This window comes from Candidatus Eisenbacteria bacterium (assembly GCA_035712145.1).
Taxonomy (GTDB): domain Bacteria; phylum Eisenbacteria; class RBG-16-71-46; order RBG-16-71-46; family RBG-16-71-46; genus DASTBI01.
Genome location: DASTBI010000113.1, coordinates 1 through 24,355, shown reverse-complemented (window position 1 = coordinate 24,355; position 24,355 = coordinate 1). Strand labels below are relative to the sequence as shown.

General features: G+C 69.5%; 39 protein-coding genes. 20 read left to right on the top strand and 19 right to left on the bottom strand.

What is annotated here, in order from left to right:
- Nucleotides 1–145 precede the first annotated feature (145 nt).
- From VFQ05_06750 to VFQ05_06730, 5 genes are all read left to right on the top strand, one after another.
- Entirely contained in the window at nucleotides 146–316 is a 171-nt protein-coding gene (locus VFQ05_06750; GenBank protein ID HET9326449.1) for a hypothetical protein, read from the top strand.
- On the top strand, nucleotides 313–639 hold the full coding sequence (locus tag VFQ05_06745) for a hypothetical protein (protein ID HET9326448.1): 327 nt from the start codon (nucleotides 313–315) through the stop codon (nucleotides 637–639). The genes VFQ05_06750 and VFQ05_06745 overlap by 4 nt, the downstream gene beginning before the upstream one ends.
- A 99-nt stretch (nucleotides 640–738) precedes the next feature.
- Entirely contained in the window at nucleotides 739–951 is a 213-nt protein-coding gene (locus VFQ05_06740) for a hypothetical protein (GenBank protein HET9326447.1), read from the top strand.
- Nucleotides 951–1,127, top strand: coding sequence for a DUF6257 family protein (locus tag VFQ05_06735; protein HET9326446.1), 177 nt, complete (start codon nucleotides 951–953; stop codon nucleotides 1,125–1,127). The genes VFQ05_06740 and VFQ05_06735 overlap by 1 nt, the downstream gene beginning before the upstream one ends.
- 84 nt (nucleotides 1,128–1,211) lie before the next feature.
- Entirely contained in the window at nucleotides 1,212–3,338 is a 2,127-nt protein-coding gene (locus VFQ05_06730) for an FtsK/SpoIIIE domain-containing protein (GenBank protein ID HET9326445.1), read from the top strand.
- Between the two features lie 252 nt (nucleotides 3,339–3,590).
- Here VFQ05_06730 and VFQ05_06725 read toward each other — a convergent pair whose 3' ends face one another.
- From VFQ05_06725 to VFQ05_06710, 4 genes are all read right to left on the bottom strand, one after another.
- Nucleotides 3,591–3,833 (bottom strand): hypothetical protein, encoded by a 243-nt coding sequence (locus VFQ05_06725; protein HET9326444.1) that lies wholly within the window; start codon nucleotides 3,831–3,833, stop codon nucleotides 3,591–3,593.
- Nucleotides 3,834–4,155: 322 nt separating this feature from the next.
- Entirely contained in the window at nucleotides 4,156–4,371 is a 216-nt protein-coding gene (locus tag VFQ05_06720; protein ID HET9326443.1) for a hypothetical protein, read from the bottom strand.
- Between the two features lie 66 nt (nucleotides 4,372–4,437).
- Complete coding sequence (gene cyaB / locus VFQ05_06715; GenBank protein ID HET9326442.1) at nucleotides 4,438–4,992, bottom strand: class IV adenylate cyclase; 555 nt, start codon at nucleotides 4,990–4,992, stop codon at nucleotides 4,438–4,440.
- 19 nt (nucleotides 4,993–5,011) lie between these two features.
- Entirely contained in the window at nucleotides 5,012–5,902 is an 891-nt protein-coding gene (locus tag VFQ05_06710) for a helix-turn-helix transcriptional regulator (protein HET9326441.1), read from the bottom strand.
- Between the two features lie 125 nt (nucleotides 5,903–6,027).
- Between VFQ05_06710 and VFQ05_06705 the strand changes: the two genes are divergently transcribed.
- The 5 genes from VFQ05_06705 to VFQ05_06685 all read left to right on the top strand — a co-directional run bounded on the left by VFQ05_06705 (nucleotide 6,028) and on the right by VFQ05_06685 (nucleotide 8,550).
- Nucleotides 6,028–6,234 carry a hypothetical protein gene (locus VFQ05_06705; GenBank protein HET9326440.1) on the top strand — a complete coding sequence of 69 codons (207 nt, stop codon included), beginning with the start codon at nucleotides 6,028–6,030 and terminating at the stop codon, nucleotides 6,232–6,234.
- Nucleotides 6,231–6,611, top strand: coding sequence for a DUF6415 family natural product biosynthesis protein (locus VFQ05_06700; GenBank protein ID HET9326439.1), 381 nt, complete (start codon nucleotides 6,231–6,233; stop codon nucleotides 6,609–6,611). The genes VFQ05_06705 and VFQ05_06700 overlap by 4 nt, the downstream gene beginning before the upstream one ends.
- A gap of 257 nt (nucleotides 6,612–6,868) precedes the next feature.
- On the top strand, nucleotides 6,869–7,210 hold the full coding sequence (locus VFQ05_06695; protein ID HET9326438.1) for a DUF397 domain-containing protein: 342 nt from the start codon (nucleotides 6,869–6,871) through the stop codon (nucleotides 7,208–7,210).
- Nucleotides 7,211–7,213: 3 nt separating this feature from the next.
- On the top strand, nucleotides 7,214–7,393 hold the full coding sequence (locus VFQ05_06690; protein HET9326437.1) for a hypothetical protein: 180 nt from the start codon (nucleotides 7,214–7,216) through the stop codon (nucleotides 7,391–7,393).
- 503 nt (nucleotides 7,394–7,896) lie between these two features.
- Nucleotides 7,897–8,550: a DUF4352 domain-containing protein gene (locus VFQ05_06685; protein ID HET9326436.1), complete on the top strand. Its 654-nt coding sequence runs from the start codon at nucleotides 7,897–7,899 to the stop codon at nucleotides 8,548–8,550.
- Nucleotides 8,551–8,601: 51 nt separating this feature from the next.
- Here VFQ05_06685 and VFQ05_06680 read toward each other — a convergent pair whose 3' ends face one another.
- From VFQ05_06680 to VFQ05_06615, 14 genes are all read right to left on the bottom strand, one after another.
- The gene (locus tag VFQ05_06680; protein ID HET9326435.1) at nucleotides 8,602–8,793 is read right to left on the bottom strand and encodes a hypothetical protein; all 192 of its coding nucleotides are present in this window, start codon (nucleotides 8,791–8,793) and stop codon (nucleotides 8,602–8,604) included.
- On the bottom strand, nucleotides 8,790–9,422 hold the full coding sequence (locus VFQ05_06675) for a hypothetical protein (protein HET9326434.1): 633 nt from the start codon (nucleotides 9,420–9,422) through the stop codon (nucleotides 8,790–8,792). The genes VFQ05_06680 and VFQ05_06675 overlap by 4 nt, the downstream gene beginning before the upstream one ends.
- A gap of 445 nt (nucleotides 9,423–9,867) precedes the next feature.
- Complete coding sequence (locus VFQ05_06670) at nucleotides 9,868–10,038, bottom strand: hypothetical protein (GenBank protein ID HET9326433.1); 171 nt, start codon at nucleotides 10,036–10,038, stop codon at nucleotides 9,868–9,870.
- Nucleotides 10,026–10,247, bottom strand: a complete 222-nt coding sequence (locus VFQ05_06665; protein ID HET9326432.1) for a hypothetical protein — start codon at nucleotides 10,245–10,247, stop codon at nucleotides 10,026–10,028. Before VFQ05_06665 ends, VFQ05_06670 begins: the two co-directional genes overlap by 13 nt.
- The gene (locus VFQ05_06660) at nucleotides 10,247–10,783 is read right to left on the bottom strand and encodes an HGGxSTG domain-containing protein (protein HET9326431.1); all 537 of its coding nucleotides are present in this window, start codon (nucleotides 10,781–10,783) and stop codon (nucleotides 10,247–10,249) included. The genes VFQ05_06665 and VFQ05_06660 overlap by 1 nt, the downstream gene beginning before the upstream one ends.
- Nucleotides 10,784–10,901: 118 nt before the next feature.
- Nucleotides 10,902–11,108: a hypothetical protein gene (locus tag VFQ05_06655; GenBank protein HET9326430.1), complete on the bottom strand. Its 207-nt coding sequence runs from the start codon at nucleotides 11,106–11,108 to the stop codon at nucleotides 10,902–10,904.
- Between the two features lie 68 nt (nucleotides 11,109–11,176).
- Nucleotides 11,177–12,214, bottom strand: coding sequence for a hypothetical protein (locus VFQ05_06650; protein HET9326429.1), 1,038 nt, complete (start codon nucleotides 12,212–12,214; stop codon nucleotides 11,177–11,179).
- On the bottom strand, nucleotides 12,211–12,624 hold the full coding sequence (locus VFQ05_06645; protein HET9326428.1) for a hypothetical protein: 414 nt from the start codon (nucleotides 12,622–12,624) through the stop codon (nucleotides 12,211–12,213). The genes VFQ05_06650 and VFQ05_06645 overlap by 4 nt, the downstream gene beginning before the upstream one ends.
- Nucleotides 12,621–13,259, bottom strand: coding sequence for a hypothetical protein (locus VFQ05_06640; GenBank protein ID HET9326427.1), 639 nt, complete (start codon nucleotides 13,257–13,259; stop codon nucleotides 12,621–12,623). The genes VFQ05_06645 and VFQ05_06640 overlap by 4 nt, the downstream gene beginning before the upstream one ends.
- A gap of 40 nt (nucleotides 13,260–13,299) precedes the next feature.
- Entirely contained in the window at nucleotides 13,300–13,563 is a 264-nt protein-coding gene (locus VFQ05_06635; protein HET9326426.1) for a hypothetical protein, read from the bottom strand.
- Between the two features lie 292 nt (nucleotides 13,564–13,855).
- On the bottom strand, nucleotides 13,856–15,535 hold the full coding sequence (locus VFQ05_06630; protein ID HET9326425.1) for a hypothetical protein: 1,680 nt from the start codon (nucleotides 15,533–15,535) through the stop codon (nucleotides 13,856–13,858).
- Entirely contained in the window at nucleotides 15,532–16,563 is a 1,032-nt protein-coding gene (locus VFQ05_06625; protein HET9326424.1) for a bifunctional DNA primase/polymerase, read from the bottom strand. The genes VFQ05_06630 and VFQ05_06625 overlap by 4 nt, the downstream gene beginning before the upstream one ends.
- The gene (locus VFQ05_06620; GenBank protein ID HET9326423.1) at nucleotides 16,560–16,757 is read right to left on the bottom strand and encodes a hypothetical protein; all 198 of its coding nucleotides are present in this window, start codon (nucleotides 16,755–16,757) and stop codon (nucleotides 16,560–16,562) included. Before VFQ05_06620 ends, VFQ05_06625 begins: the two co-directional genes overlap by 4 nt.
- A gap of 290 nt (nucleotides 16,758–17,047) precedes the next feature.
- A complete protein-coding gene (locus VFQ05_06615) occupies nucleotides 17,048–17,281 on the bottom strand; it encodes a helix-turn-helix transcriptional regulator (GenBank protein ID HET9326422.1) in 234 nt (77 codons plus the stop codon).
- Between the two features lie 89 nt (nucleotides 17,282–17,370).
- On the opposite strand from VFQ05_06615, the gene VFQ05_06610 reads away from it, so the two are divergent.
- Entirely contained in the window at nucleotides 17,371–18,201 is an 831-nt protein-coding gene (locus VFQ05_06610) for a hypothetical protein (protein ID HET9326421.1), read from the top strand.
- Between the two features lie 79 nt (nucleotides 18,202–18,280).
- A complete protein-coding gene (locus VFQ05_06605) occupies nucleotides 18,281–18,970 on the top strand; it encodes a recombinase family protein (GenBank protein HET9326420.1) in 690 nt (229 codons plus the stop codon).
- Nucleotides 18,971–19,036: 66 nt separating this feature from the next.
- Here the strand turns inward: VFQ05_06605 and VFQ05_06600 are convergent, their stop codons facing one another.
- Complete coding sequence (locus VFQ05_06600) at nucleotides 19,037–20,446, bottom strand: recombinase family protein (protein HET9326419.1); 1,410 nt, start codon at nucleotides 20,444–20,446, stop codon at nucleotides 19,037–19,039.
- 125 nt (nucleotides 20,447–20,571) lie between these two features.
- Here VFQ05_06600 and VFQ05_06595 point away from each other — a divergent pair, with 125 nt between their 5' ends.
- The 8 genes from VFQ05_06595 (at nucleotide 20,572) to VFQ05_06560 (ending at nucleotide 24,354) form a co-directional block, all read left to right on the top strand.
- Nucleotides 20,572–20,955, top strand: coding sequence for a hypothetical protein (locus tag VFQ05_06595; GenBank protein HET9326418.1), 384 nt, complete (start codon nucleotides 20,572–20,574; stop codon nucleotides 20,953–20,955).
- Entirely contained in the window at nucleotides 20,955–21,455 is a 501-nt protein-coding gene (locus tag VFQ05_06590) for a hypothetical protein (GenBank protein HET9326417.1), read from the top strand. Before VFQ05_06595 ends, VFQ05_06590 begins: the two co-directional genes overlap by 1 nt.
- The gene (locus tag VFQ05_06585) at nucleotides 21,452–22,183 is read left to right on the top strand and encodes a hypothetical protein (GenBank protein ID HET9326416.1); all 732 of its coding nucleotides are present in this window, start codon (nucleotides 21,452–21,454) and stop codon (nucleotides 22,181–22,183) included. The genes VFQ05_06590 and VFQ05_06585 overlap by 4 nt, the downstream gene beginning before the upstream one ends.
- The gene (locus VFQ05_06580) at nucleotides 22,180–22,554 is read left to right on the top strand and encodes a hypothetical protein (GenBank protein ID HET9326415.1); all 375 of its coding nucleotides are present in this window, start codon (nucleotides 22,180–22,182) and stop codon (nucleotides 22,552–22,554) included. The genes VFQ05_06585 and VFQ05_06580 overlap by 4 nt, the downstream gene beginning before the upstream one ends.
- A gap of 61 nt (nucleotides 22,555–22,615) precedes the next feature.
- Nucleotides 22,616–22,819: a hypothetical protein gene (locus VFQ05_06575; protein ID HET9326414.1), complete on the top strand. Its 204-nt coding sequence runs from the start codon at nucleotides 22,616–22,618 to the stop codon at nucleotides 22,817–22,819.
- Complete coding sequence (locus tag VFQ05_06570) at nucleotides 22,809–23,153, top strand: hypothetical protein (protein ID HET9326413.1); 345 nt, start codon at nucleotides 22,809–22,811, stop codon at nucleotides 23,151–23,153. Before VFQ05_06575 ends, VFQ05_06570 begins: the two co-directional genes overlap by 11 nt.
- Entirely contained in the window at nucleotides 23,150–23,398 is a 249-nt protein-coding gene (locus VFQ05_06565; GenBank protein HET9326412.1) for a hypothetical protein, read from the top strand. Before VFQ05_06570 ends, VFQ05_06565 begins: the two co-directional genes overlap by 4 nt.
- On the top strand, nucleotides 23,395–24,354 hold the full coding sequence (locus VFQ05_06560; protein ID HET9326411.1) for a hypothetical protein: 960 nt from the start codon (nucleotides 23,395–23,397) through the stop codon (nucleotides 24,352–24,354). Before VFQ05_06565 ends, VFQ05_06560 begins: the two co-directional genes overlap by 4 nt.
- The last annotated feature ends 1 nt before the right edge of the window (nucleotide 24,355 follow it).

Genomic DNA, 24,355 nt, shown 5'->3' with positions numbered 1-24,355 from the left:
CGCCACCGTCGAAGCGCCGGTTCCGGGAGGTCATGCGGAGCGAGATGAACGCCCGTGGCCTGGTTGGCGGATGGGACCTGATCGACGCCCTGTACGACCGTGAGAAGGCGCTCGCCGAGCCCGCCCAGGGTGAGGAGTGATAACGGTGCGTCCCATCCTGTTCGGCGCTGTCCTGGCCCTGCTGTGGCTCGCCTTCGGACTGCCGCTCGCCCCGGTCGCCAGCGTCCTGGCCGCGGTCGTCCAGCCGGTCACCATCGCCTTCGCCGCCGGTGTCCTCGCCTGCCCGTACGTGTCCCGCTGGAGGTGGACGCGATGACCGAGCAGAACCCGCTGCAGAAGGCGGAAGCGGCAGTGCGCGCCGCCGAGACCGATACCGCCGGCGTGCAGCTGGCCATGGCCGCGCTGGAACTCGCCAAGCTCGCCACCCAGCAGCAGGCACAGGCGCCGACGCACACCTGCCAGCACGACCACAAGGCCCATCGCAGCACGGGCGAGTGGATCGGCATCGCATGCGCGGTATGCGTCGGCGGCGTCGGCATCGCGTTCGCGTCCATCGCGCTGGCCATCCTCGGCGGCGTCGCCGCGATCGTCGTCCTCGTCCTGCGGGACATGTGGCGCGACATGCAGAAGAAGCGCTGACCTGCCCTTCCGTCCCGCTTACTTCCCGCCAGGAAGTGAGTCGGGCGGTGGGGCCGGACAGGCCGTCCGATCCGCCCCAACACCAAGTAGGAGACCCCAATGTGCTACTCGGAACCGACGATCTACGGCATGACGCTGACCCCCGGAATGGAGATCGAGGACGGTGTACCCGTCTGCTGCGACGACGAGATGACCAGCACGCCCGCCGACAAGCGCGGCCACCGCGTCCACACGTGCGGCTGCTGCGGCATCGTGCTCGAGGTTGATGACCTCGGTCTCGTCTGGGACATCCGCGAGAAGGCCACGCTCTGATGGCCGACGACCTGCGCTTCGCCGACTTCACCACCGGCGAGAAGGTGCGCGTCGCCGCCCTGATCGCCCGTATGGCGAAGCGCGGCGTGGCCGGCCCCAACGTCGACCTGTCCGACCTGCAGCGCCGCGTGGAGCGCATCGAGCGCCAGGCCCTCCAGCGCAAGACCAAGAAGTAGAGCGCCCCGGGGACGGCCCCAAACCGCCAAGTCAACGGCCATCCCCGGGCCCATCACCCCACCCAGGGAGACAGGAACACCAGCATGACCGACGCCCCCGTAAAACCGATCAACGGGCACACCGAACCGGCCGTGTCCCTACTCAAGTTCACGCCCGAGCCGACCGCCGAGAAGCCGACCGCCGCCGAGGACAAGCCGCACAACCGCCGCCGCGTACGCATCGACTCCCTGCGCCGCGTGTTCGTCGACACCCGCCAACACCCCGCCTACCGCTTCACCGTCCGCCACGGCTCCTACCTGTGGGGCGGGACCCGCATCCTCGCCCGCCGCACGTGGGAGGCCCGCACCACGGCCATGCACCACCGGATGATGCGCATCGCTGAGGCCGCCGGGAACGAGGAGATGGTCACCAAGTGGGAGCAGCGGGCCTACGCGTATCGCTTTGCCAGGCACAAGCGGCGCATGGACCTGCTGCAGCTGGCGCTGAATGCCCCGAAAGCCATCGCCTCCGCGGCGGGGAGCGCGGCCGGGGTGCTGCTGATGCTGGGCATCCTGATGGCCTGGGCCAGTCACGACGTGCACGACGTCCTCACCCCGCTGAACGCGGTGATTGAGTTCGTCGGCTGGGTTGCGTTCATCGCCGGCGTCATCTGGGAGCCGCTGCTGTACGCGCTGCCCTGGCTGGCCCTGGCCGGCGCATGGGCGGTCGGCCGCGGCCAGAAGACCGCACCCACGTGGGCACTGCCCGAGCAGGGCGAGGAGCGGGACGTCGTCCCCGACGAGAACGCCATCCTCCGCGCCCTGGAGAACCTGTCGATTCCGCAGCTCAACAAGGCCATCAAGGAAGGCTGGAAGCCGCGCTGGGTGCAGCCCACGACCCGGTCCGGGAACGGGTGGCACACGCAGCTGCAGCTGCCGTTGGGTGTCACCGTCGAGATGGTCGCCGGGAAGAAGCCGGTCCTGGCGCACAACCTCCTCAGGAAGCCGGTCGAGGTGTGGCCGACGGAACCGCCGAAGCTGCCCGGTGTCCTCGACCTGTGGGTGGCCGACCAAGGCTCCCTGTCCGGTCCCGTGCCGCCGTGGCCGCTCCTCGCCGAGGGCACCACGGACTACTTCAAGGGCGTGCCCGTCGCCGTCTCCCAGCGCGGCGAGCCGATTGTGGGGAAGCTGATGGCGGCGAACTGGATGGTTGGCGGCATCATGGGCTCGGGTAAGTCGTCGCTGGTCATCGCCCTGCTCCTCGGTGCGATCCTTGACCCGCTCGTCGAGGTTGAGGCGTACGTGATGGCGTACAACGTCGACTATGACCCGCTGAAGCCGCGCCTGCGGGTGCTGGTCAAGGGCGACGAAGACGAGCAGATCAAAGCCGCCCTGGACGCTCTGCGCGGTCTGCGGGACGACGTCACCGAACGCGGCAAGCTGCTGGAGGCCCTCGGCGGTGAGAACACCAAGCTGACCCGCGAACTCGCCGCGCGGGACCCGCGGATGCGGCCGAAGGTTGTCGTGTTCGACGAGTGCCACGAGCTGTTCATGCACAAGGAGTACGGCAAGGAGGCCGCCGAGCTCGCGGTGAAGGTGATGAAGAAGGCACGCAAGGTCGGCATCACGTTGATCTGGGTGACCGTGTCCCCGACCGCGGACAGCCTGCCGCGCGACGTCACCCGCAACACCTCGCACCGGGTGGCGTTCGCCGTCGGTGACCACGTCGCCAACGATGGTCTCCTCGGCTCCGGCAGGCACAAGGCCGGCATCACCGCGACCACCCTGATTCCCGGGGAGGACATCGGCACGGCCGTGACCGTGGGCTTCACGAACAAGCCGTTCGAGGTGATCCGCTCCCACTACGTCCGCAAGGATGAGAAGTCCGACGAGGTGACGCCGGTCGTCGAGCGGGCCATGGGCCTGTACGAGGGCACCGGCCCCGAGGACGGGCCGACGTTCGAGCCGGTCGACCCGCTTGCCGACGTTGCCGCGGTCCTCGGCGACGAGCCGCGCATGCTCGTACAGGAGGTCCTGCACCGGCTCGCCGAGCGCCGCCCGGACGCCTACCGCGAGTGGTCGCCAGCGGATCTGAAGAAGGCGTTGGAGCCGTTCGACGCCGAGCAGTACAAGTCCGGCGGGCGGATGGTCGTGTCCCGCGACCGCGTCCAGGACGCCATCCTGCAGCGCCTCGCCGACGACATCGACGACGAGGGAGCCGACGACATCTGAGGGAGTTCTCCCTCACCTCCTCCCCCACCTGCCTCCCTGTGCATGACCTGCGGAAACGACGGGTTAGGGAGGCTAGGGAGGCGGCTTGCGAGGCCCTCCAGGACCCTGCAAACAGGGGTTCAGCCTCCCCTGTAAGGCCTCCCTCCCTGCTCTGCGGAGCCCGCTGTCAGACCCTGCCGGTAGCGTGCAGCACAAAGCCCCTCAAGCGACTGTGACGGACGCCTGAGGGGCTTCGCTGTGTCCGTGCCCGGGTCAGTCGCGGTCGCCCGTCAGGTACTCCTCGACCTCGTCCAGCGTGAGGCCGTAGCCGTTCGTGCTATCTCCGGCGACGAGCGCGGTCGTGTTCGCATCGATGATCATGTATGTGCCGTAGGTGATCGCTCGCGGGTCCCGCGCCCGGGATTTCTCCAGCCGGAGACCTTGTCGGTCGGCTGCGCGGCGGAGCCGGTTCTCCATGACCTTGTACTCCTGGTCGGTCATCTCGTTGATGCCCATGCGGGCTCCTCCCACATCACTAGAATGATGCTGGAAAGCATACCGGAAGTGATGCTGGAAGGTATGCTGGAAGCCGAAAGGTGAGCAACCAGCTGAAGGGCACACCATGGCCGAGCAGCACACCCGCACCGTCCGCGTCCGCACCGTCCACCGCGACGACGCACCCACCACCCTCCGCGAAGCCCTGGCACACCGGCCGACGCCAGCCCCGCCGCCAGTCACCATCGCGGAGCAGGTGGCACGCGAGCAGGCGCAGAAGTAGCACAAGGCCCCCCGTCCTTGGACCTCGAGGACGGGGGCCTTCACCATGCCTGGCGCGCGCCTACCTCGGCCCTCGGCGCCACGGCCGCTCCCCATCCGATGGCGTCGCCCCGCCCGCCTGCTGCCGGCGCGCGGCCGTCGTCACCATCACACCGATCAGGACGACCAGGCACAGCCATGGGACGACCGGCCAATCCTTCATGATGCTCACGAACAGCAGCACCAGCGCCGCGACGAACACCCCAGCGTCGACCGCCCCGCCGTTTCCCTTGCTCACCAAGCCCCCCCCCAGATTCGAGTGGGCACACGCTACTGCCCAGCCGGGCACCGAGGGAGCGAAACGTCAGCGGCGCTGCGCAGCCACGGCGCCCGTGTACGTCTCCCGAGTCAGATCGTCCGCACCGATACCCAGCCCGGCGAGGACGGCGCGGATGTCGTCCAGGGCCGCGGTGACGTCGTCCTCGTCGACGAGGGTCTCGACCTCCAGGAACGTCCCGTCGATCTCCGGCACCCGCACGAGCGTGGCAAGCATCCGCCGGCCGTACGCGGTGAAGTTGTAGTTGCGGCACCGCTTCTCGAACGCGATCAGCACCACATGCCCCAGACCGCGGAGGATCGCGTGCGCCTGGTCGGCATCCTCGACACGGGTCTCGTGCTCCGGCTTCGACCCGGACGCCTCATCGACCGCGGCCCCCTTATAGGTGAGGACCGTACGAGTGCCGTCGGCGCCGTGCACCGTACGTACGCGCAGCTCCTCGTCGGCCTTCTCCAGCGACCCGTCAGGCCGGTCGTAGTACGTGTCCCGGTACACCTCAACCCGGGCCGTGGCCCGCTCGTCGAGCAGCCGCATTACCTGCTCCGGCGCCTGGACGCGCGCCTTCAACTCCGCCTCGATCACCCGCGTTCCCCTCTCCTCGTCAGACCGTGCGCTGCGCGCCGTCGATGACCGCCTCGAACATCCGCCGGAACCCCCGGTACAAGGGGCCGTGCGGTGTCTCCATCACCTTGTACAACGCGCTCTCGTGGCCCTCCCAACCCGCGTCGAAGGCGCCAACGAACATCGTGGAGTCCGTGCGGATGAGCCGCCACGTCGGCAGCATCCGGTACCGCCACACGCCGACGTCACCCGCCGCGGCCAACTCCCGTAACCGGGCCTCCGCCAGGCGCACCCCGGACGCGAGGGACTCATGGGACTCCCCGATCTCGGCCGCCCGCCGGGCCAGGGCATCGCTGTCCGGGTCGAGGAGAGCCACCCGCACCCGAAGCCCTTTGCCGCCCTGTTCGCGCGGCAGACAGGCGCGGAGCAGGCTGTCGTTCAACCCGATCAGGCCGAGCCCCCGCACCGCCAGCACATCCAACTCCGTGGCCTCGCGGGCCTGCTGCTGAATCTCGGCGGCCGCAGAGCTCTGCGTCGCGTACACGCGCACGACTTCCGGAAACGCGGCAAGATCGAACGCCGCCCCGCCCGACCGCTTCTCACGGCCCGCGGCCAGGCCGAGCAGGTGACGGGCATCGTCGGGCATGTGCAGGCCGTCAGCGATCCGCTCGTACACGTCGAGCCGGGATACCTCGCGGCGCCCGTTGATGACCTCGTTGACGCGGGCCTGCGTCATCCCCGTGGCCACCCCGATACGGGCCTGGCTCGCGCCGGCGTACTGCTGCACGTACCGGAAAACGGCGCCCATGTCCCGCGCGCGCAGGGCCTGGCGGACGTCGGCACGTTCCCATGCCCAGCCGGGCAGTTCGATCGGCTCCAGCGCGGTTCCCACGATGCGGCCCCCGGTATCCACGAACGGAATGAAAGCCATCCCACCGTGAGATTACCGGTAGGGGATCGAACCACCACCCTGCGTCACAAGATCCTGGCCAGATCGTCAACACCCCGGCGACCGCTGTCACGGTCCCGGGGCAGGCCGACTGGTAAGGAGTCGACATGGCGCACCGTACAGCCCCGCCCCGGCCGCGCACAGAGGGCGGCGGGATGACGATCCGCGTGTACACCGTGGACCGCCACGGCACCGTCACCGACGACCGCGGCACCCGCACCGTGTCGCCCTGCTGCACGCCGCTGCCTGTCCAGCTGGACACGAAGTACCCGCCGTGCCAGTGCCCGCGCCACCGTCCGGCGGTGGGCCGGTGAACGCCGCCGTGGACAACGCCAGCACCACCGCGCCCGTGGACCTGGCGACGATGCGCGAGTCCGTCGACGTGCTCCTCGACCCCGAAGGCGCGCCGGCCATCAAGCCGCCCTCCGGCGCCGACCTGGACACGCTGACGGAGGTGTTGCGCGGGCACCTGCGGCTACTCATCCCCGAACTCGAGGCGGCGGCCCGCAAGCTGGGCAGGGACAGTATTCGCCGGTACTGCGTCCTCGGCTGTCTCGGGGAGGCCCGCATAAGGCTCCGGGCCGAGCCGAGCCCCCGCTACAACGGGCCCATCGGGCACGCGCGTCGTCTGGCCCGCGCCCTGAACGCCCTCTGTGACCACTACGAGCAGCTCACCGCGCCGACGCCATGAAGGCCGCGTCGGCCTCGCCGTGTATGCGGCGGCCGTGACCACTTCGGTCCCCGCTCTGGTGCCGGCGCGGACGCCTGCCTGACACACCCCGCGGCGACCACCGGGTCACGGTCGCACCCCATGAACGCCCCTCCCGCCCGCGGACCGCAAGCCGCAGCGGGAGGGGTCGCAAGACCCCGGCTCCCGCACCCCCAAAGCCTGGACAGGTCGAGTGCGGGGCCGGGCCCCAGCCGCAGGACTACCAGAGAGGCACGCCCGTGGGAACCATCACCAACGGCCGGACGGTCAAGGCGTACGAGAACAGCAACGCGCCGGGACGCGACTGGCGCAAGGCCAGCCGGACCGACCTGGACCCCATCCTCAAGGACTGCGTCATCGTGGCCGCCGCCCCCGACGCGAAGGAACACCCCCACCCGCACGTCCCCGACGGCACGCGGATGATCGAGATCAGCGACGACAAGTTCCCCGACAGCCCCGTCCTGGGCTTCACCCGCGCCGAGTTCACCAAGTTCTGCCAGGGCATCAAGGACGGCGAGTTCGACGAGCTCATGGCCACCGACGACGAGCTGGCTCAGGCGGCCGCCGTCAGCGCCGCCTGAGCCATGCAGGCCTCACAGGTCAGCGAGGCATTCGCTCGGGCCGGGCAGCAGTTCAGCCGGACCCCGTGCCGTGAATGCCGCCGCAGCAACACCTACGCGGTGATCTATCAGGGCGCCGTCGTCGTCACGTGCGAGGACTGCGGAGGAGCCACGCGCGTGGGGCGCCTGCCCAGCCCCCGCTGAACGCCCGTCCCGCTGGAGACTCCAAAAGAGCTCTGGCGGGGCGGGTTCGACGGCCCTGGCCGGTGTCCCCCGTCGCCGACCGGGGCCGCTCCATGCCCGCCTGCTGGAGTCGTAGCACGGCTGGTGGGGGAGGGTCCGCCCCGAGCGCGGGCGGCATGACCGACGTAAAGGAGGTCATGCTCCCCGGACGCCCCACGCGGGCGGGCGGCATTGGTGGCAGATCTGCCACCGCAAAATGTCTGGGTCGAGCCCCGGGCGCGGGCGGGCGGCATCTACCTCGTGGGATGTCTAACGAGGTGCGGGAGGTCCGCCCTGGGCGCGGGCGAGGACCGCCCCGCCGAGGTGAGGACAGCGCCCCCACCTGACCAGTGCGCCCCGGCCGACCGCGCCCGCCCGGGGCCGACCCACCACCCGTCAGGGTCACAGCCCGGACACATGCCCCCCACACAGCCCGCGCACACCGGATGATGCGGGTCTCCACCACGCACGCCCTTGGGGGGACCATGAGCGACACCACACCGCCACCCGCGCCTGCCACACCACCGGCACCGCAGCCACCGAAGCGCAACCACACGAACACGATCATCATCAGCACAGCAGCCGTACTCATCGCAGGCATCGTCACCGCAGGTGTCGTCGTCTCCGGCTCCTCCGACAGCGGCCCGGCCCCGACTGTCGTCAAAGCGGCCAGCACACCGTCAGCCAGCAGCAAGAAGGCAAGCCCGTCCCCCTCGCCTAGCCAGGAGACGCTGAAGCTCGGCGACAAGGTCGACATCGACGCGGGCGGCAACAAGTTCTCCGCCGCCGTACTCGCCCACAAGGACAAGGGCCTCAGAAGCCCGGTGGGACTGTTCCAGGACGGGCAGAAGCTGGCCCTCATCGAGGTCAAGGTATGCAACGAAGGCGAGCAGCCCATCACAGTGGCCCCGTTCACGTGGTCCCTGGCCTACGAGGACGGATCGCGGCTGGAGCCCTTCCACATGACGGGGAGCGAGTTGCCGCCGCCGGCGTATCCGATGGACGCGAAGGTCAAGGGCGGAGACTGCGTGCGCGGCAACATCTTCTTCGAGGTACCGAAGGGGTTCGGCCGGGCGGAGCGGGTGTTGTACTCGCCGGGGGATTTGGATGAGCCGGTGGAGTGGCAGATCGGCAAGTAGGCGAGGAGCCCCCGAGCGCGGCCGTGACAGGCCGGGCCGGGGGCTTCAACGTCACCGGCCCGCAGGACCGTTCAGCGCCGCCAGGAGCGCCTTCAGGACCGGGCCGGTGCGCTTCTCCCGGGACTCCTTCACGTACGTCTCCCGGGCGCTGTCGAGGCGTCCCGCCATCGCCCAGGCCTGCGCCGCCACACCATCGTCGTCCGGGCCACCGGCGCCGTACTCCTCGGCGTAGGACCCGCTCACCGCCCGGCCGCCCGCGCCAGCAACTCCGCCCTCGCCTGCGTCTCGACGAGGCCACCCAACTGCGCCCACCGCAGCTGCGCGAGCGGATGCCGCCCGTCGTACGCGGCCACCACGCTCTGCATCACCGCGGCCACCACGCTGCCAGGTTCCGCCCCCCGCCACTGCTCGCCGCCGAGGTGAACGCTCCCATCCACACCGCCGCCGTCCGGGCCGCCCTCGCCGGCCCGCAGGCCCGCAGCCATCAGCTCGCCCGACGCCTCCCGCACCGCCGCGCCGTACGCGGCCACCGCCGCCATCGCCTCCACCGCCGCCCTCTCCAGACTGGCGAGCGCGTGCGCGGCCTCATCCCTGGCGTCGCCGAGCTGCCGTGTGAGCGCCCCCCGCCGCTTCTCGGGGAAGTTCTCCTCAGCCTCCGCACGGCGCGCCTCCGCCGCCCGCTCACGCGCCCACGCCGCCCTCAGCTGACGCACCCGGTCACGAGCACCGTTCGCGACCGACTGTGCGAGCCGGAGTTCCTGCACACTGCGCTCAGACCCGGCGCCCGAGTGATGCGCCTCCGCCACGTCGAGCGCGGTCTCCGCCTGCTCGACCGCAGCCTCGGCCGCGTCGATCTCCACCTGTGTGACCATCTGCGTCTCCCATGCAGCCACTGAATCACCAGTCAGTATTCAATTCCCCCCAGAGTGCAATTCCCTCTTCATTCTACCCGCCTGACCTGCAAAAAGGCCGTAGAATAGGGAAAGGTCGATTGCGTTCACCGGGTACAAAAACGGCCCGGCCCCAGTCTCCCGGGGCCGGGCCTCACCACCACCTACGCCGCCGCCCCGGCCGCACGCCGCAACCTCTCCCGCTCCCCCTGCGTCGTACCTCCCCAAACACCGGACAACTCCACGTGCCGCAACCCGTACACCCGGCACGCCAGCAAGTACGGACACCCCTCACACAGCCGCTCGGCATCCTCCGGCGCCGTGCCAGGCCGGTGGTAAGCCTCCGGGTCCACAGTGCACCTCAGCGGCAGCTCAGCGGCACGCACGAACGAAGGCGTACCCAACAGCACCGTCGGCCATTTGAACTTCACCACCGCTCCCGCCACACGCCCGTAGCCAGCGCCTCGGCCACCTCAGCGAACTCCTCCTCGTCGAACACCTCGAGCAGCGCAAAGATCTCGGCCCCCAACCCGCGAGCCTCCGGCGTGCCCTCCTCCAACCAGCCCGCCGCCACCCCAAACGCCCTCACCGCAGACACGCGCCTTCCAAGCCGGTCACGCGGTAGACCAGCGCGGACTCGCCGGTGACGAGGGCCAGTTCGTAGACGTCCTCGGTCTGCCGCTCGTACGCACGGGTGCCGTCCAGATTCCACAACATCTCTCCATACCGGACCTGCTCCGCAGCAAGATCCCGCTCGCCCGGCCGGCCGGACTCCAGCCAATCCGCCGCCCGCTTCAGACCATCCATCAGTCCACGCTCCTCAAATGCCGTGCAGCCGCACGCCGCGCCCGCTCCGCCTGATCCCCACTCACGCCCGCCGCCTCCAACGCAGCATTGATCGCCCCAACAACAGCATCCGCCTGCTTCTCCGTCACCGCCACAAGCCGCTCATCGATACCCAGACGCGCGATCGCCGACAACACCTGAATCGCCCGATCCATCGCCCGCTCGTACAACTGGACTTCGGCACGCAACTGCTCGGCGCCATTGGCACCCGCGTAACGGACACTGTCGAGCCGGTTCACCAGCGCAGCCGTCGCCTCCTGCCAGGCAAGAACCTGACCCGCGAGCCTGAGCAGGGCCTCCAGCGGATCACCGACCGGAGACACCCCCAACTCGGCAAGCACCTGGCGCGCCTCCACCTCCACCCGCCGACGCGCTGCCGCCGCCTTCGCCTGCGGAGCATTACCACCGTGGAACTTGCACACCATCTGCCCCTTCAACGGCCGGTTACCACACGGCTCACCATCCGTACGACGGGCCGTACAGCGCCGCCGACCCATCGAAGCGCCGTCATCCGGCGTACCCATCGAACCTGCGGTCATCGGGGTGTTCCTTCCTTCGCGCGTTAGTGATCGATTACAGGCCCGGCCGCCGCGGCGACGACCGGGCCGAGATGGGTCAGTGGGTGGTCTGGACGAGTTCGAGTTGCGGCCGGTCCCGGACGACCGGGGGTGCGGGCGCGCCACGCTCGATGGCTTCGCGGATCATGCGGAGAGTCCAGCGGGCACCGACGGCGAAAGTGTCGGCCCCGCCTTCCTGGTCCTGGACGGCAGGGAGTTGGGTGATGCGGTCGAGTTCGGCGACCACGGCCTCGATGGGGGTCACGGGGTTCTCCTCTGAGATGCTGGTGGTGGCCGCCCGGATAGGTCCCGGGCGGCCGTCATACGTCGCGGTCACGACGCACGGCTGTCTGTGCGCCAACTCCAGATATCGCGCTTCTCGGAGGCCTCCACCATCTGCTCCAACTCCCACTGCACCGGGTCGATGTACTCACGGATCGCATCGGCGAGGAGCCGACGCACCACCGCCGGCGCCATCGCCTCAGCCTCCACGGCCTCTCTCGGAATGCCGTGCTCGTCGCAGACACCGAAGAACCGACTCCGCTGGGCCGCCGAGATGTTCGGGTTGAGGCCATGCCCAGGGAGCCGCATGTCTCGCACCTGCTCGGCCGTGACGCCTATCCGCCGGAACCGGAAGTCGACGCTCTTACCGCGCGGCAGGTACCGGCGCAGGCGCTGCTCGACCGACGTACCAATGTCGAGGCCGGCCGGGTCGAAGTCGCCCACGTACAAGGCCACGACGGGCTTACCGAATTCGGGGTATTTCTGGGCCGCATCCCACAGGAAGCCCTTCCCCGCCTGCCCCCGACACGGGTACAGGTCCACCCCGTACTCCTTGCACACGCCGAGCAGCACGGCGCCCAGCGAGCTGCTCTCGCACCACACCTCCACACGGCACTTCTGCGTCTGCCACAGGTCGCGCCGGTACTGGTCGTGCCACTCGCTGAGGGCGTCGTCCTTGTCGCGGTATCCGGAGTTGTGGTGCCGGGCGCGGGTGTCGTCGCTGATCCACCACATGGGCATGACGCCGAGATGCCGGTAGACCTCGCACTTGAGGGTGTAGTCGTCGATGTCGCCGAGTTCCATCGCCTCGATGAGACGGGCCAGGGCGGCGGTGTCGTGGAGTGTGTCGCAGTCGATGAAGGCTTCGCGCATGTCGTTGAGGGCGCGGCCGATCTTTGCTTCGTTCTTGCGGCTGCCAGCGGTGTCCTTGTCGATGAGCGCTGCGACAACGGCGCGGTAGTAGATCTGGCGTCCGGAGCAGGGCTGGTGTTCGGCGACGATGTCGAAGATGTTGGTGCGGAAGGCTTCTATCTCGGCTTTCGTACGCCGAGCGCGTTTTACGGCGCTAGCGCCGTAAGCCTCGGTCACGGGTTGGTCCTCTCCTCAGTGTGGTCGTGCTGCTCGTCGTCCTGGCCGTCGTCGTCGGGCTCGTCGTCCTCGCCGGCGCCGTACTCGCCGAACGGGCCGGACTCGCCCGGGTGTCGGGCGCCGAGCTGCGGGGCGCTGCCCTTCTGGCGGGCCGCGGCGGTGGCGGTGACCTCGCCGCGCTTCACGCGCTGCGCGAGCGGCGGGTCGTCGCGTTCGAGGCGGGCGATCACGTAGTCGCGGGAACCACCGCGCTGCTTCGTCAAGGTAATCTGATTACCTTGGCTCCCGTCCGGCCTACGGTTGCCGCCGTGCCTGGCCAGCGGCTGGATATCCTCGTCGTACGCGCGCTGAACCCGGGCGCGGGCCTGGGCAATGCGTGCCGCTATCTGCTGCTCGACGTGGCTGGTCATACGGCGGCCACCACGGCGAGAACTTCACGGATCGCGGCCGACGTGCCCGGCGCGACGCCGGCCTTGTCCAGTGCGTCAGCCAGCTGCGCGGACTCCCCCGACGCACACCACGCACACACCATCGCGAGGACTCCAGACGCGCCGACCAACATGGTCGGCTCGGAGTCGAACACCGGACGATCACACGCCGAGCACAGGTGGAAGTCCTCGTACGGGAGTTCCTCGCCCTCGCCGACCGCAGGGACCAGGCGCAGCAGCTCCGCGCCGAGCTGGGCCCACATGTCGAGCGTCAGATCAAAGGTGCGGTCCGGGCGGGGTTCGTCGCCGTCCAGGCCGTCGACGCGGGCGAGGATCCCGACCGGGACGCCGTCGTGTTCGGGCCGGAACACGAGGGCGGAGTCCGAGTCGTAGTAGCCGCCGTAGAAGGTGCCGTTGCGCATGGCGGTGAACAGTTCGGTTGCGGCGGGTGGTGCGGCGCGTAGGCGCCATACGGCTTTCTGGTCGCGGAGGAACGCGCCGACGAGGGTCATGTCGATGGCGGGGCCGTTCACTCTGGCGTCGATGTGCTGTACGCCGTGCGGGCCGATCGCCGTGGAGAACAGGTTGCGGGGCGTGGCGGGGTTCAGGTTGGTCATGGGGTCTCCGTTCAGGGGCGGGAGGTGTCGGGTGGTGGGGTTACTTGGCGATCTGGCCGGGCCAGTGCTCGACCGCGACGGCGTGACCGTCCATGCAGGAAGCGGCGTAGAACGCGAGCCACTTGCCGGGCGCGAAGGCGACGGTCGGCTGATCCGGCTTGTCCTCGCGCTGCTGCCAGAAGGTGAGGGTCCCGCCGTCGGTGGTGGCCTTGTCGGCCATGACGTACACCTCGGTGCGCTTGGTGTCGGCGAGGATCGCGCACCAGTAGTAGGAGCCGTAGTCGGTCGCATTCGGGTTGGGCATTGTTCGTAGTTCCTTCGGTGGCATACGGAGCGTGATGGAAAGTGCGGGTGGAAAACTGCGGGTGGTTCGGGTGGTTCGGGTGGTGCCTGCCGCTCTCCGAATCGGGCATCTCGCTCTTTTGACCTGCGGTTTTACGGGTGGCTGTTGGAAAGCCACTACGAAATTTGCGTCTTTTTTGTCTTATTTAGTGGGGGTACGGGGGTGCGGGTTCGGGTGGTGCGACCACCCGAACCACCCGAACCACCCGCACTCTCAAATCGAAAGCGTCGTGGTGTACAGAGAGTTACTGAAATCAGCTCTCGGGTGGCAGCATGTATCGAGTCCCGACCTTGGCGATTCGCGCCCACCGAAGGGCCGCATCCCGCAGCGTTGTCTTCGTGCCGCCGCCGCTGATGAGCGACCAGTAGGCCACGTCTTCCTTCGCGATCCGGTCGGCCATCTGCTTGCCCGTGCGCGGCTCTTCCCGCACGTACTCACGAAGCACACGCCCGACCTTCTTCGCCACGCTCGTGTGCTCGCCCCGCTGGAAAGCCCGCTGATCCTCAGCGGTTCGCGTCCGGCGCGCAGTCTTTGCGTTGTCCTCCGCGTCGTCCTTCTGCCGGATCAGCTCACCCCACTCGCGGCACACCTCGCGGGTCTGCTGGTCCAACCGGGAGAACTCCTTCGCGATCTCCCAGTCGTCCTCGTTGATGTCATGCGAATAGCGCAGCAGTGCCGACTGCGCCGCGATCCGGTACATGGCCACGGCCTTGTGGCTGGACTCCGGGTCGTCCTGGGCGAGGCCCTCGTCGATGCCCGCCTGGATCAGCGCGATCTCCTCGGCCATCGTGCGGCACATCCGCATCATCTTTTTCCGGGTCGAGCGCGCCCCTGACACCTGCGTCAGGAACTCTGCCGCACCCTTGAACGGACCGGGATGCTTGGGCTGCTCGCCGAGGCTGGCCAGTAGCCGCGCGCGCTCCTCCGGAGAGACCGTGCCGCCGTTGATGAGTTCACGGGCTGCCGCGATGCGCTCCTCGTCGCCGCGCTCCTTCATGAGCGGGACGAAGTTGGCGCGCTGGACGAAGCCTGTCGTCTGCCCCATCACGGTGCCGATGAACTCGACCTGAAAATAGGCGTTCGTCGCCATGGTGTACACGCGGGCCGGGATCGGTGCGCGCTCCTCCGACTTGGTGATGTCGTACTGGAGCGCGTCACCGAAGTACCCATCGAGGATGTACGGGGCGATCGCAGCGCCCTGCGAACCGGACGACTTCGACTTGCTCATCGTGCCGAGCAGCGTCTCGCCCTCGGTGTAGTTCAACTCCACGCGCGGCAGGTACGCGATGATCGGCGCGGCATCCTCCTCCTGCGTCACCGGGACGAGACGCTGCATGTTCGCAAGCAGGGCCGAACCGGTGGCAGGCTTCAGCGTCTTGTACCCCCAGTCGAGTTCGTTGACCTGGTCGGCGGCCTCCACCGTCGGCGGGGCGCTCAGAAGCTTCTTGGGGACGGGCAGGGCCCGGTCCACGGCGCGCGCGGTGACGTTCGATCCGGCACCGGAGCGCCCCACCATCACGTTGATCGTGGTGAGCGGGAACGTGCCTCGCTCGTTGATGGAGCCGCAGACGTTCGGGCCGGCCAGGACTGCGGCCCGGTTGCCGAGCCTGACGAACACGCCTTCGCGCTTCACGCCGACCGACTTGGCGACCTTCTCGATGTACCGCATGTGTGGGTGCTTCCAGATGTCGTCTGGCGTCTTCAGCGTGGCGAGCTTGCGCGCCAGCTCCGACTCGGGCTTGTCGTCCTTGCCCTGTTCGTCGGTCTCGTCGGTCTCGTCAGCGGGGTCGTGTTCGGGCTCCGGCTCGTCGGGCGGGCGGCACGCCATGTGCTGGCACGGCAGCACCTGGTCGTGGTGCGGGCAGCGCGGGCGCCCGTCGAGATGTTCGGTGAGCTGTGCGGCGGTCGTAGCCGGATCGAATACGGTGGTCACGCGGCTTCTCCGATCTTCCGAGGCGACCGCATTCCGGCATTGAGGCCGTCACGAATTGTGCTCTGGGCTTTCCGCTCTTCGGGACTGACTCCGGCTTGCGCTGCTGCTGCGGTGATCGCTTGGCGCGCGGCGTCACGGTCGATGAGGCCCGCGCCGACCAGCTGGCCGATGTTGTACGAGCAGTCGCGGACGGCGTCGTGCAGCGCGCCGGGCTGCGCGGCGGCCAGGTCCCCGAGCTCACGCTCAAGAGCCCGGGTCGTGTACCGGGACAGGTCCTTGAGCGGCGCCGGAGGTGCCACGAACCGCGGCGGGTTCGGGTCGACCCACCGGCCGATACGCTCCAACTCCGTACGCAGCCAGGTCGGGAGCGGCGCGATAGACCGCGCATCGCCAAGCGCCCGATACGCGCCCTTGCGGGTGACGGTGCCGGGCAGCGTCATTGACTGGTCGCCGGCCTTGAAGTCGGCTTGCCATCCGAATCCGTGCCCGACCGAGTCGCCGCCGCGCCACTCGTATCCGCTGGTGACACGGAACCAGGCTTGGATCCCGCCGGACTTCGTGAGGACCGCCAGCGTCGGATGCTCGATCCACGGCAGGCACCTGCCCCGCAGTTCGCACAGGGCTGCGAACACGTCCAGGCCGTCAGTGATCCCGGCCGGGTCAACGCGTTCGCCGCGGATGAACACCCCGTCCTCAGGTGGCTCGTGGCCGTGCGCGTCGAGGTCGATCCCGACGATGTTTGAGCGGCCGCAGTGGGCGCCCGCGTTGGCGTCGGGGGTTTCCTCCCACCACTTGCGGATGAGGTCCGGGTTGGTGGTGGCCGCGTGCAGCGCGTGGCAGCGGCCACCACTTGCGATGCAGCGGCAGTCTCGCGGATCATGCGGGATGTAGTCGGGGTTGGTTGTCTTCCCATCCCGCAGGGTGGGGGCGCATCGCTTGCAGTTGCCGTAGGGCTTGTTGTCGTCGGGCCGGTACGGGAAGACGTGGATGTCCTGGGCGGCGAACCACAGTGGGATGTCGACGTTCACGCGGCCACCGCCAAGGAGCCGCGCCCGAACCGCTTCTGTAGCTCCCACGGCATCCAGCCAGCATCGAGCAGCCGGTCAATCTCGGCGTGCAGCTCGGCGCGCGTCAGGCCGAATGGGTTGTCCGGCACAACGGGATATCGGCCGTGCTTGTGCCACTCGTCGGTGTCGGCGCCGTCTGGCATCATGGCGACCACGTGGTGCCTTTCTGTGTGGACGTGACCCCGGGTTCGCTGGCGAGCGATGAGGCCCGGGGTTCGTCGTTGGACGGGTTCTGCGTCGAGGCCCCTCGCGGTCGCTGGTGCTCGTAACACCGGCGCATACGCGAGGGGTCGCTTCTATGCCGCCCTGCGGTGCGGCTCGGGCCGCTCACGGCGGAGCAGGGCACGAAGCCGGTCACGCTGCGACTGAGTAAGAGGCGGGGCCTGGTCGGCAAGCGCATGGGCGTAGCGGCGGATCGCCTCGCGGTCCCGCTCGGAGACAGCCATCAGACGGCCTCCTGGAGGGTGCGCAGCGCGTCGACGTACGCGTCGAGGAGTTTTCCGTTCGGGGTGTGTCGCCCGGATTCCCAGTGGGCGACCGTCGTCCGGTCGACGCCCATGGTGTCCGCGAGTTCCCGCTGAGTGAGGCCTGCGGCTTCTCGGAGCGCCCGGCGCTCGGCCGGTTTGGGCAGCGAGGAATGCACGTGAATGCGGGTTCTGACCCGCTCAATCACCTTCACATCACCATCTTCTAGCAAGGTCCACAGGGAGTCAAGCCAACCTAGAAGATGGTGAAAGACGGCTTGACGTGGTGATTTGATGGGGCCTCTTGGTTGACTTCAAATCACCATCTCGGGACCCTGAGGGCATGCCAGCACCGACAGATGATCTCCTGGACGCAGCAGAAGCCGCGTATTCAGGACTGCGCCTCACCATCGAGGACCCCACCGACAGTGAGCTGACGACCGGCACCCGTCGGTTCTCCTACTCAGGAGACGAGTGGGCCGTGAGTGGTCAGGCTCGCCTCGACGGAGACGTCGTACGACTCCTCAGCCTTGAAGTCCGGTCCCCGGCTTCCGAAGGGGCCGTGACCGCGTCGATGGTGAACCGTGTCCCCGTTGGTCGGATCGTCGGCTCACTCCAGACGCTGCTCACTCTGGACCGGGCCCGGCGAGAGGGTGCCGGCGCAACACGGACCGAACCCGCGAAGGTCGAGACTCGGCGCCGCGGCGGGAGGCCACGCGTCACGGAAGATCAGCTGCGGCAACTTGCGGAGGCCTACCTGGCGGAGACGGCCGAGGGGAAGCCGGCGCGGCCTCTGGCCCGAATCGCCGAGCAGTTCGGCAGACCCGAGGAGACCGTGAGGACGTGGCTCGCCCGCGCGCGAAAGGAGGGGTGGCTCGCGCCTGGTGTGAAGGGGCGCGCCGGTGGGGAGCCAGGGCCGAGGCTGCTGGCCGCTCGGCTCGCCGACGATCTGGAGATTGGCCCGCATCCGGAGGATGAGCCGCTGGCGGAGAAGATGGCCCGCGAGGGGCGCCGCATGCGGAAACAGAACGAAGGCATTGAGAAGTGGGAGCAGATGCGGCAGATGCAGCGGGAGGCTGCGGGGCGAGAGGCCGACGACCCCGATGACTGGTGGCTGAACCAAGCCTCTGAATAAAAGGGGTCCCTTTGATAAAATCAGGGGTATGGCTACCGGAGAAAGCAAGCCGCGCCGTCGTCGGCGTACCGTCAATCGTGTGAGCAACTACGCAGTCGCCTACCTCCGCGTCTCAACCGCGGAGCAGGCGGAGACCGGCGCATCCCTCGACGCCCAGCGCACCGCCATCACAGCCGCCGCCAAAGCGCGCGGCCTTGAGATCGTCGCCTGGCACGAGGACGCCGGCGTGAGCGGGAAGACCGCCCCCGAGAAACGGGACGGACTCTCTGCCGCGCTCGCCGCGCTCGCCGCAGGCCCGGCCTCCGTGCTCCTCGTCGCGAAGCTCGACCGTCTCGTGCGCAGCGTCCACTACCTCTCCGGAATGGTCGAGCAGGCACAGACCCAGGGCTGGACCATGGCCGCCGCAGACGGCGGCATCGACCTCACAACGCCGCAAGGCGTAGCCATGGCGCAAGTGAGCGGGGTGTTCGCTGAGCTGGAACGCAAGCTGATCGGCATCCGCACATCCGAAGGCATGGCCGAGCGCCGCGCCCAGGGCGTCCACGTCGGCCGCCCGACCGAGCTGTCGGACGACGTGGTGCGCCGAATCGTGACCGGCCGCCGCGCGGGTGCTGGCTGGTCGGAGATCGCCCGCACGCTGAACGCAGAGGGCGTCACAACGGCGCGCGGCAAGACGTGGCTGCCGAACGGCGTGCGCCAGGTGTTCTACGGCACGGCTGCCGCCCGCGTACGCGCCCAGGACGCCCGGACGCTTGAGGCCGCCGTCTGACGGATTCGCAGCGCAAAGCCCGCCCGATCGCCCGGGCGGGCTTTCGTCGTCTCCGGGAGGCATGGCCTACCCCATACCCTGCAGCGGCTCGATCCGTACTGTGGCCGGATCGAACGGGCGCCGCCCCGGACGTCCCGGCAAGATCGTCACCCTGGCCAACGTCTCGACAACGGCGCGCTGCCGGTCCAATGAGAGGTCCTCCCACGCCTGCCTCGGGTCCTCCGCCGTCACCAAATCCACCAGCACTCGCGCGCGCTGCGGATGCGTCATCTTCTCCTCGACCTCTGCCAGCCGCTCCCTGATCCGGCGCGTAGCTTCCCGGAACTCCGAGGCGTCCGCGTCGTCGTCGTCCGCGAACTCAGCCGCCAGAGACTTCAGCCGAGCCCGCAGTCCGACCGCCTTCGCGCGCAGCTCCGCCATGTCCGGCGCTTCGGTGTCGGCGAGGAGATCAACCGCGTCTTCCCGAGACAGTCGCCGCACGACGTAGTCCTCGACGACCAGGTCAATCGGCTCCGTGCCGCGTGCCAGATGCTTGGTCCGGCGGCATCGGTACAGCGGCCGCGTGGATCCTGGCTTGCCTCTCGAACCGCCCCCAGACCCTGACGTGACCGTGGTGTCGTCGTCACACACCCCGCACCGTGCGATCCCAGACAATAGCCACCGTCGGCCGGGCCCCGGACTGGTGACCCGCTCGTCGTCCTCCAGGACGTGCTTCGCCGCGCGCCATGTGGCCTCATCGACGATGGCCGGCCACGCGCCCGGGTACAGCTCCCCGCGGTACTCGCGCAGCGCCGCGTACCGCTCGTTGAGGAGCAGATTCCGCACGGCGTTGTGGGTCCACGGCTCGCCGTTACGGTTCGGGCGCTCCCGCTTGTTCAGCTCTGCAGCGATGCCGGAGAGGCTGGCCCCGGCCAAGAGGTCGTCGAACATGCGGCGGACGTCGTCGGCCTCGTCGGGCACAGTCTCCACGCCCGAGGTGACATACCCGTAACAGCGGGGTCCGCCCGGCGGCTTGCCCTGCTCAACTCGTTGACGCATGGCTCGCTGCTCCCTCTCCGACTTCTGCTCCACCTCGTGAGTGTCGACCTCACCGAGTAGGCCCGCGAGGAGACGGCCGGCGGCAGTCGACAGGTCCAGGTCCGGGCCCTTGGCGCACAGGACGGACACGCCATGCTGGCGCAACTTCTCGATGCCAGCTGCGCGTTCGGCCCGGTTGCGCCACAGTCGGGAGAGGGACCAGACCAGGACGGCGTCAACTTCTCCGCGGTCGACCGCGGCCATGAGTGCGGCGTACTGGGGGCGGTGTCGGCCCCGAGTGGCGCTGATGTCGTTGTCCACGAAGTGCTCGCGAATGCTGAGGCCGCGCTGCTGGGCGAGGGCTTGGATGTCCTCGGTCTGCCGCTGCACCCCAAGTTCTTCGCCTGTCCGATCTTTGCTGATTCGGGCGTAGCCAACCGGCTTGCTAAATAGGGTCACGCGTCATAGTATAGGCATGAGCGCTTCACCGAATGACCCGGTAAGCGCAAAGCGGCCCTGAGCGGAGTTCGCAGCTCCAACCCAGGGCCTGACCGGATCAACCTGACGCAACAGGAGTCCAGCTGATGCAGAAGTCTGCCATCCGCCGCGAGCACCGCGCGACGCGCCGTGCCCTTCGCGCCACCCTCCGCCGCCGCACGGCCGAAACCCGCGCCACCCGCCGCGCCGTTCGCGCCGTCGCCACCGGCACCCCGCAGCCCGTCCGTACCCGCCTCGTCGCCGCCGGCCTGGACGACGCCACCGCCAAGCGCTTCGCCCCCGCGTTCTCCCGGGGCCTCGTCGCCGACGACGTCCGCGAGACCCGCATCAAGCTGAAGGCGCGCGTCCGTAAGACCGTCCAGGTGAAGCTGTTCACCGCCCGCACCTTCGCGGCCCGTCTGGCCACGTACCGGCCGAAGGACAAGGTTGTCGCCGCCCGCTTCGAGCTGCTGGCGGGGGTGGCGGTCTGATGTCGCTCCTGATCGGCCTCGCAGCCTTCACCCTCCACTGCTTCCCCCAGATGGCCACGGACACCCCGCCCGCCAAGCCTGCCGTGCATCAGGTCGTCGACCAGACGCCCGACGAGCAGCGCATCAGCCTTCTCGCCGCGGCGGTCTACATCGCCCGGTGCGCGTACGTCGAGGCCCTCAAGACGGCCGACCCGGCCGCCACGCTCGATGAGATGTGCGATGCCGTCGCCGAGATCGTGCCGAACATCTGCAAGATCGTGCGCACCCCGGCTGACAGCACGTTCGCCCAGACCATGCGGGCCGCCATCGCCGACCGCCTGCGGGCGTACAGCGCAATCGAGTACGCCCGTATCGAGGCGGGCGACGGCTACGGCTACCTCTTCGACCTGTTGGCGGAGAGCCTGCGCAAGGGCACCGACCCGCACGTCATCCGTACGACCGCCCTCGACGCGCCCCGCCGGATCCGTGAGCTTGCCGAGCAGGCCGGCGGTGACCGATGAGCCGCAAGCCCGCGGCCGGTAAGGCGCCCACCCGTGTGGTGGGCGCCCTGCCCGAGGCCTCTCCCAGCATCCACGCGCTCGCCGCCAGTAACAGCGAGCTGGAGACCGCTGTCCGGGTTGCCCGGACGCTGCTCGCCGACTACGGCGACAGCAGCCGTGACGGCTTCTCCTACCCGGAGGCGTTCGGCGCCACCCGTGAGGCGCTCCGCCTGCTGCTGCGCGCCCTCGGTGTCGAGGACGGGAAGGGTACCCAGATCGTGAGTACCCCTGGCGGTGACCTGCCCCGTTGCCCGGCCACGCACCCCGAGGACCCCACCCCCTGCGGCGGCCCGGTCGTCGTGACCGTCCTCGACTCCACGAACGCCGGCGCCCACGGCTGCGAGCACCACGCCACCCGGCTCCTGGCCTCCCTGGACGGCGGACGCGTCTACCCGCTGCCCGACGCCCCCGAGAGCGCCGCCCTCCGCGTCTTCCACGCCGCCGACCGCACCCGGCCCTTCCCCTGGATGAACGTCCCCCGCACCCGCCCCGAGCAGCTCTCCCGCGCCGAGAACCGGTGCGGCCGCTGCCGCCAGCCGTTCGACTCCACCGACGTCCGGCACGACGGCCACGCCCGCTACGCCGCGACCCCGTTCTGCCGCCGCTGCATCGACAACTGCCGCGACGGCAGCGCCGAACACGTCTGCGTCATCTGCGACCCCGCCCGGTACGGGGGTGAAGGCCAGTGAGCAGCGAGCCCCGCACGATCACGCTGGCCACCGCAGACCACGGCGACGTCACCCTGCCGGAGCCGTCCTGGTGCCGCGGACATGCCGACCACCGGCCCGGCACCTACCGCTCCGACCTGACGCACTACTCGACGGAGACCGTCCTCACCTACCAGGGCGCCGAGCTCTTCCGCCTCATGGTCACCGAGTCGCCGTACGCGACCCTGCCCGAGCAGCGCGCCGTGTGCGCCTTCCTCGAACAGGCCGACTACACCAGCGACTTCACCCCCGCCGGCCTGTACGACCTGGCCGCCAGCCTCGACGCGCACGCCGACCGGTTGCGTGAGTTCGCGGACCGCCTGGCCGTGCTCCTCGACGGAGGTGGCCAGTGACCACCTGGTGCGACTGGTGCGGACAGAAGGACACCGACCCGATCCGCCCGGAGGACGGCGAGTGAGCCACCCCTCCCACGTACGCCGCCCGACCGAGGTGGCCGCCATCCGCGCGGCCGCCCGGTCGGCCCGGCCGACACCCGACGTCCACACGATCCTCGCCGACATGGTCACCGCCCACCGGACGGGCGACCAGCACGGCGTCAACCTGTGCGCGCACCTCGCCGTACGCGCCGCCGCCCCGGAGGCAATCCATGAACACTGACAACACGGCCGCCCGCACGCCGGGCGCCGAACCCTGGGAACCCGGAGTCATCGCCCGCTATCTCACCGTCGCAGGCGCCACCGTTGACCTGACCCACGGGGACCGCTACATCCCCACGGACGACGGGATCGGCGAGACCCGAAACCTGACGCGCGCCGCCTGCACCGGGTGCCCGGCGGCCGAGGAGTTCAGCCACTGGCGAGTCGTCAAGCGCATGACCTTCGACGACAAGGTCCGCGACCCGGAAGCCGCCGACCGCGACGCCCGCCAGTGGGCACAGAGCCACGCGGAGAAGTGCCGCGCTCTGCCCCGCCCGGAGGTGGGCGAGCAGTGAGCTTACGAGACCGCATCCGAGACGCCGTCGTCACCCAGACGACCGACCCCGACGGATCCCCCGCCCTCGCCCGCCGCGCCACCCAGGTGTGCGCCCTGGCCGCCGACACGCTCGCCGACCACACCACCGCCGGCGCTGCTGCCGCCTCCGTCATCGGGGCCGCCGCGGTGGCCGCCGAGGGCGCCCTGGCCGCCTTCGTATACCCGCCCGGCGAGTACGCCACGTTCCGAGAGGACCCCCAGTGACCACCCTCAAGAAGGCGGCCCCCTGGGCACTGCCCACCGCCCTCACCGCCGTCGCCGTCGTGTGGGCCGTCGCCGCCATCGGCGACATCCTCACCGCCACCGCCCACCCCGCGTTCGCGTACAGCGTCGCCGTCCTCTATGACGCTGTATGGCTGTACGCCCTGGCGCAGGAGACCGCGCACCGTCGACAGGGCTCCAACGCCCGACTCCCGAAGGTCATCGGGTGGGTGTTCCTGCCCTTGACCGTCGCGGTCCTGGCCGTGCACGGCTCTCTCGCCGGCGACGCCCTCGCGGCCGTGGTCGGCGCCCTGATCCCCGCCCTCGCCAAGACGACCCTCGTCATGGCGATCGACCGCGACCGCACCCGGATCAGCGCCCGCGCCCAAGCCGCCATCGACCGCACCCGCGCCACCACCCGTGACCGGATCGCCGTCTCCCGGGCGATCGCTGCGGCACGGGCCGACGAGACGAAGGCTGCCGCCGACATCGTCAAGCACACCCGGAAGGCGGAAGCGGAAGCCACCGTCACCACCTACGAGGCACTGGAATCCCACGCCGAGATCATCGACCGGCACCCCGTGACCGATGCTGTGACCGGCCGTCCTACCCCGCTCCCCACGCTCGTCTCGGACCGGGCGTTGGAGGCGCTCCTCGCGGGGGGTGTGACCGATGGCGAAACCGCTGGTGGCACGGGGGGTTTGGCCCTCCCCGGCGCGACGTCCGGCACGCGTGACGGTCACGGTCCCGGCACACCCCCCGACGACGATCGGCGCACGGCCCTGGCGATGCTCGCAGCCGAGCTGTACGCGACCGATCCGCCACCGTCGAAGCGCCGGTTCCGGGAGGTCATGCGGAGCGAGATGAACGCCCGTGGCCTGGTTGGCGGATGGGACCTGATCGACGCCCTGTACGACCGTGAGAAGGCGCTCGCCGAGCCCGCCCAGGGTGAGGAGTGAT